Genomic DNA, 15,555 nt, shown 5'->3' on the forward strand with positions numbered 1-15,555 from the left:
AGAAACAGTGATAAGTTACGTTTTATATTACAGGCTAAATTGCTTATTGTCAACATAATTCAGCAAAAAGATAGGGCAATATATTCAGAGCATAATAAAGACATTAACTTGGATTTTGTTCATGTTCCTCTGGGTTATCATGTACAGGATGCGCGCCTGGAAATAATCTTTGCGCTTTTTCATGAAGATTTTTGTTTTCATAATTAAATGCGCTATACGTTCGCTGCCCTTCTTCCCATGAAGTAGATTTCCCAAGTTTTTGATTAACAGGAGAGCCGAAAGGACCGTCTGGAAATTCTTCAGCGGTTATATACTCGTGGCTTTTTTCTACTGTAGAGAAATCATCATACGGTTTTTGTTCTTTCAATGATTTCACCCCTTCTTTCTAGAAGATTTTCTACTAGTATGCACACTTCTTTGTAAAAAACCCTCTTAAATTAGTCTAAATCAGGGTATGATAACTATACATTTATTTTTTAAAGGAGTTGAACAGCTTGGAACCTAGACCTCAGAAAGGAACTTTTTTCCGAGAAAAAATCTTAAATAATAAATTTGTTGTATATACAATTATTATTTTTATTCTCAGCATGACTATTTTTTCGTTATCAAAAATCGGATTTATTTTAATTCCTATCTCTATTTTTATTAAAACAATCGCACTGCCGATTATCTTAGCAGGAATTTGCTTTTATTTATTTAATCCGCTTGTTGACTTTTTAGAACGAAAAGGTGTAAAACGAATTATTTCCATTCTTGTTTTATACATAGTGATTATCGGCGCATTAGCCATTATTATTTCATCGGTTATTCCGCCTCTAAAAAATCAAGTTGACCGTCTTATTGATAATATCCCAGAGCTGACGCATGACGTTCAGCATGCGGTGACGAATCTTTCAAATAACCGATATGTCGAGCAGGGTCTTCAGTCGGCCAACACGGACCTAGACAAGCTTTCAAAAGATGCTTCCAAACACTTGAGTAAATATGTTTCTGGATTTTCAAGCGGTATCGTTAATTTTGTCGGAACCATCACAGAAATAATATTATCGGTTGCCGTTTTACCCTTTATTCTTTTTTACTTGTTGAAAGATGGAAAAAATCTTCCTAATTACATTGTGAAGCTGCTTCCAAATCGTTCTCGTTCTGAGGCTAAGTTTATTTTAGCCGATATGAATCATGCACTAAGCGCATATATTCGTGGGCAAATTTTCGTTGCAATTTGTATAGGTGTACTGCTTTTCATTGGCTATCTGATTATTGGATTAGACTATGCATTACTTTTAGCGATTATCGCCATGGTAACCAATGTTGTGCCTTACCTTGGTCCTATTATCGCCATCATACCAGCAATTATTATTGCGTTTATTACCTCTCCTTTCATGCTTGTAAAACTAGCCATTGTCTGGGCAGTTGTTCAATTGCTTGAAGGTAAAGTAATATCTCCGCAAATTATGGGAAGAAGCCTAGACATTCACCCGATTACAGTCATTTTTGTCATTCTAACCGCCGGAAACTTATTCGGAATCATCGGTATTATTTTAGCCGTCCCTGGATATGCCGTTTTAAAAGTTATTATTACGCATATTTATCAATTCATCCGTTTGAATTCTACTATGTATCCAGATAAAAAAGCATAATAAAAAGCCCATCGATTTTCGATGGGCTTAACTTTTTACTTTTGTTCTTCTTCATCTTCACGATCAAACCAAAGGAGCTCTTGATCATCTTCATCTCCATTATAGTTGATGAGAATTTCTTCTCCTGCTTGGATATCCGTATATGCATAAAAATCAAAGGTATGATTGTCAAAATTAATTTCATACGTAGCATTGGGTGTATACGAGTGATTAAACAGCATACCGTATCCCAAAAGAATAGCCGTATGATTCACTCCATATTCAAAAGCATAATCCGCTAGTGTTGTTTTCTCAATAAAATCATGCTCTTTATTAGGATAAGCGATAACAGGAGCTTCGTGAATAAGCGTTCCTTTTTTAATATCTTGCTTAGCAAATACACCTCTATTAAATTCTCCGTCGCTTATCGCAGACACTTTTATTTCGATCATATTCGTCACCTATATATTCTTTCCTCTAAGATTTTTTTCTTCCTTAAGCTTGACAGTTTCTAATGGGGAAATCAACTGTTTTTCATAACCACTTGAATATAAGCTGAAGGAGCGCTTATCATGCACACTTGTGTAAGCACTTACCTTGTTAGAAACATGCAATTTGATTTTATTTTAGACATGGAAAAGCAATGACCTTGCGCATAGCGCTTTTTTGAGCCATTCAACATGTGAAGAATCGTTTTTCTCTGTGATATAATCGTTTATGCTGTTTTTTTATGTTAATCTATCACTCTTACTACCAAATTTATCTCATGTTAGAAAGAAGGTTTTAAATGAACTTAAATCATGACAAAGATGGTGTAACGTATGCAGTCCTTTCTTATCTTATGTGGGGGCTTACGCCAATTTATTGGAAGCTGGTTCACCCCGTAGCACCAGGGGAGCTTTTAGCTCAGCGCGTTTTTTGGTCTTTTATTTTTATGCTTATTCTTTTATTGATAACAAAGAAATGGCGTACATACATTACGTTTGTAAAAGAAATAATGAAAAAACCATCCTTATTCTGGTCCCTTTTTACTGCGTCTGTACTTATTAGTGCAAATTGGGGCATTTTTATGTGGGCTGTCATTGATGGAAAAATAGTAGAAGCGAGCCTTGGACAATATATTAATCCCCTAACAAGTGTTTTATTAGGTGTTATTGTCTTAAAAGAGAGATTAAGCGGAGCTCAAATTTTTGCATTTATACTAGCAGGGATCGGCGTATTAACACTCAGTCTTCATTATGGTGTTGTTCCTTGGATTTCGCTTAGTTTAGCTCTTACTTTCGGATTATATGGTTTGGCAAAGAAAAAGATTAAAGCTGATTCGACAATCGGATTAACTCTTGAAACGATGGTCATCTCCCCTATTTCATTAGCATACATAGGCTACCTCACGTTTCAATCACACTTGCAGTTTTTTGATTCTTTTTCAACAAGTCTTTTATTAATGGGAAGTGGAATGGTCACAGCTCTACCACTCTTATTATTCACAAAAAGTGCTAAAAAAGTATCATTATCAATGCTTGGTATTCTTCAATATATTTCACCAACCTTATCTCTGCTAGCAGGAGTAATTCTATACCATGAATCGCTAACAAAAGCTCATGTTATTGCTTTTAGTTTTATTTGGTTAGCTCTTATTGTTTATACGTTTTCATCTATTACTAAATGGGGGAACAAAAAACACATAAAAAATAAGATGGAAGCCTAACAGAAGCATACATTTTCTTACGTATTATTTCTAAACAAATTGGGCTGAAAGGAGCGATACTTATGAAACAAATCATTGACGCTCATATTCACCTCGATCAATATGAACCGAAAAGCTGGAAGGACATAATAGAGAAGGATCCTTCGTTACAAGCGCTTATTTCTGTATCTTCCACATTACAGTCTTGCCAACTTAATCAAAAAATCAGCCAATTGTATTCCTGTGTGAAACCCGCCTACGGATTTCATCCTGAACAAATACTGCCTTCTCCAAATGAATTAGCGGAGCTGTTTGCCTGGATTGATCAAAACAATGAAGAAATGATAGCTGTTGGTGAGGTTGGTCTACCTTATTACTTAAATCAGACCTATACTCTTTCTCTAGAGCCCTATTTGGAGCTGCTTGAAGCTTTTATTATTCATTCAAAAAAGTGGGGAAAACCGTTAATTCTTCACGCTGTATATGAAGACGCTGAAATTGTGTGTGACTTACTAGAAAAACATTCCGTGTCTAAAGCTCACTTCCACTGGTTCAAAGGAGCTAAAAAAACCGTTGAACGAATGAAAAACAACGGTTACTATATTTCAGTTACACCTGATATTGTATATAAGCCTAAAATCCAAGCGCTTGCCATGGAATACCCTCTTGACTACTTGATGGTCGAAACAGATGGTCCGTGGCCATTTGAAGGACCTTTTCAAAACCAGACAACGGTTCCATCAATGATACATCAGTCCGTTGAGGAAATAGCACGTCTCAAAGGAGTTTCTGGAACGGAAGCATATGATTTTTTATATCAAAATACGTCTTGTTTTTATAATCTCTCCACATAAAAGGCCTTTCCCTAAGGAAAGGCCTTTTATATCTAAATTCGTTTCACAAGTTTTACGATTAGCACAATCACTGCAATGACAAGAAGAATGTGAATGATGCCGCCGCCAATATGAAAAACTAATCCTAATAACCAAAAAATAAATAAAAGTCCAATAATCGTCCACAACATAATTTTTTCTCCTTTTTTATATGTAGTATTTGTTATAATTCTATATTTCCCTAAATGTGCATAAATAAACGCATTTCATATACATCTTTTCACTAAGGAAGGTTCACATAATGTACAAAAAGTACTCATGTTCTCTGTGGTAAAATAAGTATGTAATCTTATTTCATTTAAACTATAGCGGAGATGATTAACTATGACGTGGATTGTATTACTTTCCATCATTCTTGTAAGTGCACTCAAAATATTAGTAACGTGTCTTCCAACTCCAGTGGTCAAATGGCTTATGACTAAATTTCAATTACACCCAACACTTGATGATCAAAACGTTACTGTCACAGTTGATGGGAAACATTTAGAAGGCAAAGACAAAATGCAAGTGATTGATTATTTTAATAAAGCAACATTTTTAAAACAATATTATGTCCATGAAGGAAATAAGGACTATTATAAACACCTAGAAGACAGTGAAACTCCACTGGTTATCGATACGAAAAAAGGAAAAAAAGATGTTCGATTATGCGTATACAGTTATGATGATCATGTCGATGTCGTAAAACAGTATAAAAAGAAAATTATTGCTTACAGCCTGCTGTCTGATCACCTTCAAAAGCAGTCCATAACAGCTGACCTAGCTTAAACCAGTCGCCTATAAGGCGGCTTTTTTAGTTTTAGGTTGAAGCTATCTTATTTAAAAATTCCAAACTTTAACATTAATTCTAATGCTATAATATAAATTAATTGGTTGAAGTAGATTTCGGCGAGCATCAAAAGTTTCTTTTCAAGTGGGCCTTTGGGACAACTATTGTCATGACAATTACAGCCATTTTAACAAATGCTATTTCCCTTTAGAGTCCTACCATAAAAAAGGAAGCCGACTACCATAAGGCAATCGGCTCACACATGTAGGATATTGATTTAACACTAACAAAGTACAACACAACACTAGTAATTATATAATATATTTCATTATTTTGAAAGCGATTTCATATATATTTTCAAAAATATTTTGTTATTTGTTTTTCATAGAAAAAAACCACGTTTCAGCCAATTCGAAACGTGGTTCTTTTCTGTAAGGACTTGCCCTACAGGCTATAAATGTAAGTACGTTCATTATAGCATTAGCTCTTATCTAGATCCCATGGTAATTACTGTATAATATCGTTACATTACGACCGGTTGTATTTTTCTGTCCATATGCAGCGTATTCCATGGCTCATCCTGTTCAGCAAGCCTTTCGATAAAACCTTGTGAAATCCAGAATGGGATAGCCCCCGGTAAAAAAGGATGAGTATGCAGATACAACGTGTCATAAAAATGATTTTGAGCAAATTGTTCCACTGCCTTTAACAGCTGCTGTCCAATGCCTAGACGCCGGTATGCTGGATCGACATAGCATTTTACAATCTCGGCTGCAGTTTTATGTTCATATCGCTTTTTTAATGCATGAAACCTTCCATCGTAAGCGTATAAACCAATTGTTCCAATTACTTGTTGATTTTCCGTGACAGCTGCAAAAAAAGCAGCGCCTTTCGCTTGAACATAATGTTCATTAAAATGAAGCAAATCCACAGAAAGCTGATTTTTTTCCAGCATAGGAAATAGCTCATTCCGCATATTCATGACAAACTGAATCACTTCAGCATCCTTTTCTTTTACTTCTTTAATTTGATACATTTGTACTTCTTGCACGTTTACTGTCACATCCTTTTATCTATCATTGTATCCTTTCTCTTTTTCCTATAGGAACAACAATATTGACTATGGCGTTACGTCTAAATGCTGAGTCAGCATATAATACTCGCTTGGATTTGTTGTCCAGTTTTTCACTTTTTGATTATAAGCAACAACAATGTTTGGATGTACAATCGATGACGTCAGCATTTCCCCATTAATCAAAGCGGTTGCTTGCTTGGCTAGCTGATCTCGTTTTGCGTCATCTACTGTTGAATTTAACTGTTCTATCATTTTTGTTAGCGTATCGTCATTAATCCGGCTGGCATTTAAACCACCGCCCGGCAAATAGTTCGTGCTTAAATAATAGCTGGCATCCCCTCTAGGTGCTGTGATAAGGCTGTACAATGCTAAATCCCAATCATCTTTTGCCATTACATATTCATCGCTGTCTTCAACTAGGTGAATCTTAATATTAATTCCTAACTCTTTCGCATTAGACTGTATAAGCTGAGCAATCAAAGGAAGTTCTGGCAATGAGCTGTATGTGACAAGAGAGAGGGATAATGGCTTTCCATTTTTGATTACTTTGCCATTTTTGAGTTGATAGCCTGCTTTCTCTAAATATTTTTTAGCATATGCTATTCCTTTTGTCTCACTAGCAGTATTATCAGCAAAAGGAAATTGGGGTAAAAATGGACCTCGAGCCGCTGCCGCTTGATTGTTCATTATGCTGCTGACAATTTCTTTCCGGTTCAGTAAGGTATCGATAGCTTTTCTTACAGTTTCGTCTTTTAATGCGTCATTGGTTTGGTTATAAAGCAATAAATGAGTACGCACACTAGGTACTCCACTTACTTTGAAAGACGAATTCGCTTGTAAAGTGCTCAAGCTTTCTAAAGGCGGGCGATAAATAATATCGGCTGTCCCGGACTGAAGAGCCGCAACTCGCGCATTAGCATCTTCGTTAAATGCAAAGATCGCATTTTTCAATTTTACTTTCCCATTCCAATAATGTTCATATCTTTCTAACTTCACTTGATTTCCTTGATCGAAAGTCAAAACGTGAAATGGCCCTGTGCCAATGGGCTTCTTAGCTATACTAGAAACATCAACATCTATAATAGCTGTGTTTGGATGCACTAACTCAGAAGGAAATTTAGGCATTGGTTCTTTTAATGTAATTGTCAGCGCATGACCGTTCGCTTTCATTTCTTTAATATTTAAAGCGTTTTTCATCGCATAACTTTGATCTATCGTTCTTTGAAGAGAAGACTTAACGGCATTTGCATCTAGCGCTTTGCCATTTTGAAACGTAATGTTCTTTCTTATCGTAAATGTCCACGTAAGACCGTTATCTTTCGTTTCCCACTTTTCAGCAAGCCAGGGCTTTATTTTTAAATCATTGCTGATTTTAACAAGCGTCTCCCCTACTCCCGCACGAACTGCTGTATAATTATCATCCGTATGAGGATCAAGCGTTGCAGATGTAAAATTAAATAAAAACGTCACACTTTTATCCGTTTTCTTTCTTTCTTTTATACTTATGCTCTCTTCATTAGGAGCGCAAGCAGTGAGGCAAAGTAACACAAGAAATATCATAGATACGAGTTTTTTATTATTTATCATTGATTTTTCCACCTTCTATTTTAATACACAAAAAAGCACTTCTAAAAAGAAGTGCTTGTCTTCACAACAAATTCAGATAAACGTATCCCTTGTTTATCCTATTTTTGGTTCTGCCAAAACACCTCCCTATCCTCGTAGGTTATTGTGTGCTGCGATTTATGGCAGGTCTCCTGGCTTCAAGTCACTGCCTTATACCGCCTTCCCGTCTCTAAATAGACAGTGGCTTTTTTGACATAAGGCTCCTTGTTACAGTGGCGGGACCGCTCCGGATTTGCACCGGATTCCCTTTTAAGGCAATTGAAAAACAATTGCCACCATAAAAGCTGGTTATTTAATTTAGTAGCGTGCTCTTGAAACTCTAGAAGTAGAAGCTGATGGTGAAACATCTTCATCATCAAATCCAGTGGCAATAACGGTTACCATCATTTCGTCCTTTAAATCTTCATTGATCACGGACCCAAAAATCATATTTAAGTCCTGATCAGAAGCAGACGTGACAATATCTGCTGCTTCCTGTACTTCGTAAAGACTCAAGCTGCTGCCGCTCGTAATGTTCAACAGCACGCCTCTTGCTCCATCAATCGATGCATCTAGCAGCGGACTAGAAATCGCTTTTTTCGCTGCTTCAATTGCCCGGTCTGATCCGGAAGCTCGTCCGATACCCATAAGCGCAAATCCTTGATTAGACATGATGGTTTTTACATCAGCAAAGTCAAGGTTAATCAGCCCCGGAACAGCGATTAAATCTGAAATACCTTGAATACCTTGGCGAAGAACATTATCTGCTTCACGGAATGCTTCAAGCATAGGCGTCTTTTTATCGACAATTTCAAGCAAGCGGTCGTTTGGAATCACAATAAGGGTATCTACCGATTCATTCATCGCAGTAATACCGCCTACTGCTTGCTTCGTACGTTTATTTCCTTCAAACTTGAACGGGCGAGTGACTACTCCAATTGTTAAAGCATTTAGTTCACGAGCAATTTGGGCAATAACCGGAGCTGCTCCAGTACCGGTTCCTCCGCCCATGCCAGCTGTTACGAATACCATATCTGCGCCTTGCAGTACTTCTTGAATTTGTTCTCTGCTTTCTTCGGCTGCTTCTCTTCCCACTTCTGGATTAGCTCCTGCACCTAATCCTCGCGTTAAGGCCGCACCAATCTGCATTTTCACATCTGCTTTAGATAAGTTAAGCGCCTGAGCATCCGTATTAACGGCGATAAATTCTACTCCTTGTACACCGTGTTCAATCATACGGTTAACGGTGTTATTTCCTCCACCGCCGACCCCAATTACTTTAATTCGCACTAGTGGCGATACATCTGCATCAAATCCAAACATTCTAAGTTCCTCCTCAATGATCAAAATTACTTTCTCTTATTATCCGAAAAAACACGTGAAGAACCTTTTACTCCTATGTTTAACGCGTAACTGTTCTTTTGTTTTACAGATTTTATACACTTCTCTTTTAACCTTTAAATCTTTACATCTTTATGTAAATTTATTGTTGTTCTAAAATTAGTACGCCGAACTCTTTTATGGTTTTTCCACTCAAAATGGCATATAAGCTTATTGTATCATTCATTTGACAGATGTCTGTATTTAATTTTGAGTAAGATGTGACTAAGAGAATAATATTTTTATAGACAAAATGAGAAAAAGCCCTTAGAAATAAGGGCTTCTCTAGATAATAAACCGTTTTATAATTTCCCAGTTAAGAATTGAGCTTCTCCCATGCCAAAGCTCCAGTCAGCATTACCGTTTTCAACAATCGAAATCATAATGTCGTTTGGCTGAATGCCGCAGCTCTCTCCAAGCTCTTTTACAATTAATCTGTAAAGAGCTTGCTTTTGCTCTTCTGTCCGCTGTTTACTCGTTACACTTATAATAACCAAATCCTTGCTTCTCTCAAAGCCAAGACCTGTATCTTCAATAATCATTTCATGAGCAGGATGCTGATGTACAATTTGATAACGGTCGCGCTCCGGGACGCCAAAGGCTTCTAGCATCGCTCGGTGAGCAGCGTCTAGTAATGTTTTTAACTCTTTTTCATCTCTTCCTTCTATTAAATCAAATCTAAGTAATGGCATACTAAGTAACCTCCAGCTTTTTGTCTAATGTATTATTGCTTCATCATATCACAACTATCATTTGTTAAAAAAAGATATGCTATTCACAATGTGCTCTCTAGTGAAAGAGACCTCAAACGCTTCAATAAAAGCTGAACCTAATAAAAAGAAATGAGCAGCATAACGGCTCATTTCATTAGTACAAAAACATTTATAATAAGAGCTAAAATACATACAGATACAATGGCAATGAGTACGTTCATCACAAGGTTTTGCGAGGATGTTTTGGCTTGTTTTTTCATATCAGCCCGACTCATCTGTTGCTTTTCATGATCACTTTTAGACATCACGTAGCCTCTCCTATTCATCAAAATGTCAGCAGTGTGTAAATGATTTTTGAGAAACCTTGATCCAGTTCTTTTGTATAGACAGCAGCACATGCAGGTTATCACCAGTTATTTTAGCATGTTTTGTCAAATAAGTGGACTATGTAGCGCTTCAATTTAGTATTCACGGGCAAATATATTTAAATTCGTTGCTTTTCTCTTCTTTTCTCGCTATTGTTTGAGAAGAAGGATAATTAGATACGATAAAGGATGATACGATATTGAATAACCATACGCAGCTGCCTCAGTATATTTACACATACGCATGCAGCGAAGAGGAACTCTCACTATGTCAATTAGAGAGACGCTCTCTTTTTGAAATTGAAACTGAGAAACCTATCATAAAAAGTGCCGTTAAAATTGATCCAAGCAGAAGCCCTTTTATCAAAGAGCGATTAGATATTATGTATGAATCAGATGACCTTGCAGATATTTGTAAACAAGTAGAAGATATTGACCTTGGAGACAAAACATTTAAACTCATTTTCATGAAAATTAATGACTTGGAAAAAGATCAAAAAATAAGTTATAAAGGTCAGCGTGCTATTGAACGTGATGTGGGTTGGCATTTTGTAGCAGAAGCAGACTTGCATAACCCTGACCATTTGTTTGGCATTGTTCCATTTGAAGGACGCTGGTATTTTGGGAAATATCAAAAAAGCGAAGCGGTATGGCTGCATCATTTGAAGAAACCGCGTGAATACTCTACAGCACTCAGTACCCGCCTTGCAAGAGCTGTAGCTAACATTGCCGTTCCAAACCCTGAAGGAATCAAAGCGATTGATCCATGCTGCGGTATCGGTACAGTCCTTGTAGAAGCCCTTTCAATGGGCATTGATATTGTAGGACGCGATATCAATCCACTTGTGACCGACGGATCTCGTGAAAATATTGCGCATTTCGGCTTAAGCGGTGATGTCAAAACTGGACCGATTTCAGATGTTACAACTCACTATGATGTAGCTATCATCGACATGCCTTACAATCTCTACACCCACGCGACGCCTGAAGATCAGCTTTCTATTTTAAAACACGCTCGCCGCTTTGCGGATAAAGTAGTCGTGATTACAGTAGATACGATTGACCATATGATTCATGAAGCTGGCTTTTCTATTTCAGATCGCTGCGTAGCGCGCAAAAGCGTATTTTCTAGACAAGTAGTTGTATGCGAATAAAAAAGACACCAGTCTAACAGGCTGGTGTCTTTTTATTTACCACTCTTTAGGTTCATAGTCTAATTCTTTGAATAGCTGCGTACGCTCTTTTTTCGTTAAATCTCTCCATTGCCCAACAGGTAAGTTGTTTAAATGGATATTCATAATACGCGTACGCTGAAGGCGGTATACTTCATATCCGAGCACTTCACACATACGGCGAATTTGACGATTTAAACCCTGTGTTAAAATAATTTGAAACTCATACTTAGACAGCTGTGTCACTTCACAAGGAAGCGTTTTTGTGCCTAAAATTTTTACTCCCTCAGACATGTTTTTGATAAACTCTGGTGTAATTGGCTTATCTACTGCAACAATATATTCTTTTTCATGCTTGTTTTCTGCACGTAAAATTTCATTAATAATATCGCCGTCATTTGTAAGTAAAATTAAGCCGTCTGAATCCTTATCAAGTCGTCCAACGTGGTGAATACGCAAAGGGTGATTGACTAAATCAATGATGTTTCCCTTTACTTTTTTTTCACTCGTACTTGTAATGCCGACTGGTTTATTAAGCGCAATATATACATTATTTCGAGCAATCCGAAGCTGTTGGCCGCTTACTCGAATATCATCGCCAGGCTTAACTTGATCTCCGACTTTTGCAACCTTTCCATTAACGGTTACTCTTCCTTCACTAATTAACTTATCTGCCCCGCGTCTTGACGCCTTTCCAGATTCGCTAATAAATTTATTCAGTCTCAGGTGAATCACAACCTTACATTTAAAAATTTTAAAATTTGTCTCTTCTATTAGAAACAGACATATGCCAATTTCTATACCGTCCCTATCGTAACATGCTATACGCTTCTCGTCTGCTTTTAATTTCATTACTTAATCATATTTTTTTAACAGTAATAGAAGTATAGCTCCAAAATACTTTGTAACCTTATTCTTAACATTTCAATCAATGCTTACACCTGTGAAGCTTGCATCAATCTTCACTTATATACAAGACCTAGACGTCTGGATTGACTGATCAGTATAGAGTTGCTACCATTATACTGACCGATCAACTAGTAATTATATCAGGGAGCTGTTTTCATGGAACCAACCAATTCAAAAGAAAAAATTTTAAGCGCAGCTGCTAAACTTTTTCGCAAAAAAGGCTATCACGCCACCAGTCTAAGTCAAATTACAAAAGAAAGCAGCGCTCCGAGAGGATCTATTTATTATTATTTTCCGGATGGAAAACAACAGTTAGCAAAAGAAGCTATTCAAAAAACGGGAGAAAGAGTCAAAGCTTATATCGAAAAATCCCTCGCTTCTCATGAAGATGCCGCGGCAGCTATTCAATATCATATAAAAATGATGGCTGATCGAATGTTTGAACAAGTGGAAAATGAAGCGGATATCTCTCTCGCTGCTATGTCGAGTGAAGTATGGTCATCAAACGAAACGCTTCGTATGGCCTGTGAAGACGTGTATAACGAGTGGGAGCAAGTTTATGCAGATAAGTTAGTTTGTTCAGGTTATGAACAAGAGGAAGCAAGACAGCTAGGTTCAGCTATACAGTCTTGGATTGAAGGTGCTTATACTCTTTCATTAACTAAAAATAGTACAGTCCCTATGCAAATTGCAGCTGACCAAATTGGTAAGCTGTTTGCAAACAAAAATTAATTTAGTAAAAGGAGGTCACTTATGACACAAACAGAAGAAAAAATGAGTACACAAAGTAAGCTTATCCTTTTCATTTTGATTCTAGGAAATTTTTTATGCTTAATTAGTGAAACGGTAATGAACGTGGCCTTGCCAAGTATCATTTCAGATTTTCACATTAGAACGAGCTCAGCTCAGTGGTTAACTACCGGATATATGCTTGTAATCGGCATCTCTGTTCCGGTGTCTGCTTTCTTAATTCAACGATTCACATTAAGACAGCTGTTTGTGACGGCTATGAGCTTTTACTTAATTGGGTCCTTCATTGGATTTATCACTCCATGGTTTTCTCTGCTTTTTGTGGGCCGTATGATTCAAGCATTAGGGACAGGCATTATTTTACCTCTTGTGATGAGCACAATGTTAACACTCGTGCCTGTTAGCAAACGCGGCACCGTAATGGGGATTTTTAGCGTAGCTATTTTATTTGCACCGGCAATAGGACCGGTTCTTTCAGGATTAATTATTCAATATTATTCGTGGCGAATTATATTTCTAGGTCTTTTAATTGCAGCGGCGCTTATTTTCCTATTTGCTCTTTTCAAGCTCAGTAACGTTTCTGAAACATCTAAACCAACAATTCATATCCCATCTGTGATTCTTTCTACAATTGGGTTTGGAGGAGTTGTTTATGGATTTAGCGCAGCTGGTGAAGAGACGGGATGGAGTAATCCTATCGTATGGCTTACGCTCATAATTGGCGTCATAGCTCTTGCTTTATTTGTCAGACAGCAAAGCAAGCTGAATTCTCCTATGATTAATATGAAGCCTTTTAGATCGTCTGTGTTTTCAAGATCGATTTTCTTAATGTTTCTTATTATGATGATTCAGTTTTCAATGATGTTAATTTTGCCGCTATATTTCCAAACGGCTGCGGGACTGTCTCCTTTGCAAACAGGGTTTCTTATGCTTCCAGGCGGCGTAACGCTGGCTCTAACAGCTATGGTGGGAGGACGTTTGTTTGACAAAATTGGATTTAAACCGCTGCTTTTAACGGGCTTAGTCCTTTTAACAATTATCTTAAGTTTGTTCACTACTATTTCAAGCGGAACAAGCACGAGGACTGCAGCCATCTTATACGCAGCCTTTACAATTGGCGTAGGTTTAAGCATCGGGCCCGTGATGACGCTTGCTTTAAATCAAGTACCAAAACCGCTTCATGCTCACGGTTCAGCTATTTCAAATACGATTAACCAAGTTTCAGGCGCGATTGGACCCGCTTTGTATACAAGTATTATGACCATGGCTTCTCAGCACTTTATTCAACAATCAAATGAAACGAATAAAACGCTGTTACAAATAAAAAGTATGACAAGCGGGGTTCATACCGTCTATTATGTAGCCATCGCTTTCGCCGTCGTTTCGTTCCTGCTCGCTCTTACGTTAAAGAAAAAAGACCAGCAGCTTGAAACACAATAAGTAAGAAACTGATAAGAGCTGCTCACAATTTGAGCAGCTTTTGTTACATGCAGAATTTATATTATAAATGTAAGAGCAATCATAGATACTATTAAAACAAGGATAACAATACTTTTCTTTCTATCTTCCATGCTTCAATAGCGCCCACGACACCACCAATGACTAAAATAAAAGTACCTATAACGTGCAGAGGCAGCAGAGATAACAGCTTGCAGCTTGCCTAAACTCGCCATAACTCCTCCGGTCAATATAAATCCTGTTGTTACAATAGATTTTACAGATGTTAAGTCTCTTATAGCTTCTTTTTTTTCAGTTTTACTCAGTTTAAAGTAATCTACTATACTAAAAACAGCGGGTGTTCCCCATAAAATAAAGAAGCTAATCAATCTATCGGTGTCTACACTCACTGTTCATTCACCACCTTTATCAATCCCTTACGCTCAGTTCCACCATTTAACAAATAGTTATATATTATTCTTGCTTCAAGGATCCTCCAAAAGAAAATTGATGGTAGTCATCAAGCTTATTCCAATACCCTATGCACTTTACGTCAGGCTCATCAATAGCTAACGCTGCTTTATTAGTTCCTTTATAAGGAAGAAATGCCGTTAACTTAACCTTTTGTTTTGGCTTGATATTTAATTTATTTCCTTCTGCTAACACCTTAAATTTATTATCAGAATAACCGTTTTTCATTTTTAAAGGATACGATAAAAATACATTATTTTGTTTGATGGTCAAATCGCTCTTGTTTACTAATTCCATTTCATATGAAATCCCTTGCTTCATTTTTTGTTCTTTGATTACGTTAATACTTATCTTTTCTAGTTCTCTTAAAGGAACGTTGTCTTCTTCTTTTGAACACCCGGCAAATAAGATGACTAACGCTAATAAAACAAGAATTCCTAACTTTCTATTCAAAAAACAATCCCCTCTCTAGTAACAAAGGTTATTTTACAATCATAACTCAAAAAAGTTATTTAATGGTAAAAATACAATTAAAAAAGCAAACCGTCATCGGTCTGCTTTTTTAATTGCTACGCATAGGTAATGTGTTGTTGTGCGAAAAACTTTTCGATAAGGAGTTTGCCAACTATATGTATATCGTAACAAAAGAAAAAAGAATGCGCTGTGAGATTTGTCACTCCTTGTTTCAAAATAATCTAACCGGATACTTCCTA

The 15,555-nt window shown here is 36.9% G+C and carries 18 protein-coding genes and 1 riboswitch; of the genes, 7 read left to right on the forward strand and 11 right to left on the reverse strand.

What is annotated here, in order from left to right:
- Window positions 1–103: 103 nt before the first annotated feature.
- On the reverse strand, window positions 104–367 hold the full coding sequence (locus AC4NPH_RS26325; protein ID WP_491939252.1) for a hypothetical protein: 264 nt from the start codon (window positions 365–367) through the stop codon (window positions 104–106).
- 127 nt (window positions 368–494) lie between these two features.
- Between AC4NPH_RS26325 and AC4NPH_RS26330 the strand changes: the two genes are divergently transcribed.
- Entirely contained in the window at window positions 495–1,637 is a 1,143-nt protein-coding gene (locus AC4NPH_RS26330; protein WP_013055248.1) for an AI-2E family transporter, read from the forward strand.
- Between the two features lie 35 nt (window positions 1,638–1,672).
- On the opposite strand, the gene AC4NPH_RS26335 is transcribed toward AC4NPH_RS26330, so the two are convergent.
- Window positions 1,673–2,068: an SET domain-containing protein gene (locus tag AC4NPH_RS26335; protein WP_013055247.1), complete on the reverse strand. Its 396-nt coding sequence runs from the start codon at window positions 2,066–2,068 to the stop codon at window positions 1,673–1,675.
- A gap of 335 nt (window positions 2,069–2,403) precedes the next feature.
- On the opposite strand from AC4NPH_RS26335, the gene rarD reads away from it, so the two are divergent.
- Together rarD and AC4NPH_RS26345 are read left to right on the forward strand one after the other, a co-directional pair.
- Window positions 2,404–3,324 (forward strand): EamA family transporter RarD, encoded by a 921-nt coding sequence (gene rarD / locus AC4NPH_RS26340; protein ID WP_491939254.1) that lies wholly within the window; start codon window positions 2,404–2,406, stop codon window positions 3,322–3,324.
- 62 nt (window positions 3,325–3,386) lie between these two features.
- Window positions 3,387–4,157: a TatD family hydrolase gene (locus tag AC4NPH_RS26345; RefSeq protein WP_098315374.1), complete on the forward strand. Its 771-nt coding sequence runs from the start codon at window positions 3,387–3,389 to the stop codon at window positions 4,155–4,157.
- Window positions 4,158–4,189: 32 nt separating this feature from the next.
- Here AC4NPH_RS26345 and AC4NPH_RS26350 read toward each other — a convergent pair whose 3' ends face one another.
- Window positions 4,190–4,327 carry a lmo0937 family membrane protein gene (locus AC4NPH_RS26350; RefSeq protein WP_013055244.1) on the reverse strand — a complete coding sequence of 46 codons (138 nt, stop codon included), beginning with the start codon at window positions 4,325–4,327 and terminating at the stop codon, window positions 4,190–4,192.
- A 193-nt stretch (window positions 4,328–4,520) separates the two neighbouring features.
- Between AC4NPH_RS26350 and AC4NPH_RS26355 the strand changes: the two genes are divergently transcribed.
- Window positions 4,521–4,964 carry a YfmQ family protein gene (locus AC4NPH_RS26355; protein WP_013055243.1) on the forward strand — a complete coding sequence of 148 codons (444 nt, stop codon included), beginning with the start codon at window positions 4,521–4,523 and terminating at the stop codon, window positions 4,962–4,964.
- A 524-nt stretch (window positions 4,965–5,488) separates the two neighbouring features.
- Here AC4NPH_RS26355 and AC4NPH_RS26360 read toward each other — a convergent pair.
- From AC4NPH_RS26360 to AC4NPH_RS26380, 5 genes are all read right to left on the reverse strand, one after another.
- Complete coding sequence (locus AC4NPH_RS26360) at window positions 5,489–6,016, reverse strand: GNAT family N-acetyltransferase (RefSeq protein WP_013055242.1); 528 nt, start codon at window positions 6,014–6,016, stop codon at window positions 5,489–5,491.
- 69 nt (window positions 6,017–6,085) lie between these two features.
- Window positions 6,086–7,627, reverse strand: coding sequence for a nickel ABC transporter substrate-binding protein (gene nikA, locus AC4NPH_RS26365; RefSeq protein WP_057274963.1), 1,542 nt, complete (start codon window positions 7,625–7,627; stop codon window positions 6,086–6,088).
- Between the two features lie 142 nt (window positions 7,628–7,769).
- Window positions 7,770–7,961: riboswitch (cobalamin riboswitch) on the reverse strand.
- Window positions 7,962–7,963: 2 nt separating this feature from the next.
- Complete coding sequence (ftsZ, locus tag AC4NPH_RS26370; protein ID WP_013055240.1) at window positions 7,964–8,968, reverse strand: cell division protein FtsZ; 1,005 nt, start codon at window positions 8,966–8,968, stop codon at window positions 7,964–7,966.
- A 359-nt stretch (window positions 8,969–9,327) separates the two neighbouring features.
- Window positions 9,328–9,717 carry a tautomerase family protein gene (locus tag AC4NPH_RS26375; RefSeq protein ID WP_098197363.1) on the reverse strand — a complete coding sequence of 130 codons (390 nt, stop codon included), beginning with the start codon at window positions 9,715–9,717 and terminating at the stop codon, window positions 9,328–9,330.
- A gap of 167 nt (window positions 9,718–9,884) precedes the next feature.
- Complete coding sequence (locus AC4NPH_RS26380) at window positions 9,885–10,043, reverse strand: hypothetical protein (protein ID WP_013055238.1); 159 nt, start codon at window positions 10,041–10,043, stop codon at window positions 9,885–9,887.
- A gap of 260 nt (window positions 10,044–10,303) precedes the next feature.
- Here AC4NPH_RS26380 and AC4NPH_RS26385 point away from each other — a divergent pair, with 260 nt between their 5' ends.
- Window positions 10,304–11,257 (forward strand): TRM11 family SAM-dependent methyltransferase, encoded by a 954-nt coding sequence (locus AC4NPH_RS26385; RefSeq protein ID WP_013055237.1) that lies wholly within the window; start codon window positions 10,304–10,306, stop codon window positions 11,255–11,257.
- Between the two features lie 36 nt (window positions 11,258–11,293).
- Here the strand turns inward: AC4NPH_RS26385 and rluF are convergent, their stop codons facing one another.
- The gene (rluF, locus tag AC4NPH_RS26390) at window positions 11,294–12,001 is read right to left on the reverse strand and encodes a 23S rRNA pseudouridine(2604) synthase RluF (protein ID WP_025601719.1); all 708 of its coding nucleotides are present in this window, start codon (window positions 11,999–12,001) and stop codon (window positions 11,294–11,296) included.
- 339 nt (window positions 12,002–12,340) lie between these two features.
- Between rluF and AC4NPH_RS26395 the strand changes: the two genes are divergently transcribed.
- Together AC4NPH_RS26395 and AC4NPH_RS26400 are read left to right on the forward strand one after the other, a co-directional pair.
- Window positions 12,341–12,916 carry a TetR/AcrR family transcriptional regulator gene (locus AC4NPH_RS26395; protein ID WP_013055235.1) on the forward strand — a complete coding sequence of 192 codons (576 nt, stop codon included), beginning with the start codon at window positions 12,341–12,343 and terminating at the stop codon, window positions 12,914–12,916.
- 21 nt (window positions 12,917–12,937) lie between these two features.
- A complete protein-coding gene (locus AC4NPH_RS26400; RefSeq protein ID WP_098197364.1) occupies window positions 12,938–14,374 on the forward strand; it encodes a DHA2 family efflux MFS transporter permease subunit in 1,437 nt (478 codons plus the stop codon).
- A 134-nt stretch (window positions 14,375–14,508) separates the two neighbouring features.
- Here AC4NPH_RS26400 and AC4NPH_RS26405 read toward each other — a convergent pair whose 3' ends face one another.
- Together AC4NPH_RS26405 and AC4NPH_RS26410 are read right to left on the reverse strand one after the other, a co-directional pair.
- A complete protein-coding gene (locus AC4NPH_RS26405; protein ID WP_013055233.1) occupies window positions 14,509–14,781 on the reverse strand; it encodes a hypothetical protein in 273 nt (90 codons plus the stop codon).
- A gap of 64 nt (window positions 14,782–14,845) precedes the next feature.
- Window positions 14,846–15,295, reverse strand: coding sequence for a hypothetical protein (locus AC4NPH_RS26410; RefSeq protein ID WP_025601723.1), 450 nt, complete (start codon window positions 15,293–15,295; stop codon window positions 14,846–14,848).
- Window positions 15,296–15,555 lie beyond the last annotated feature (260 nt).

This window comes from Priestia sp. MDV22-iso46, assembly GCF_058629175.1.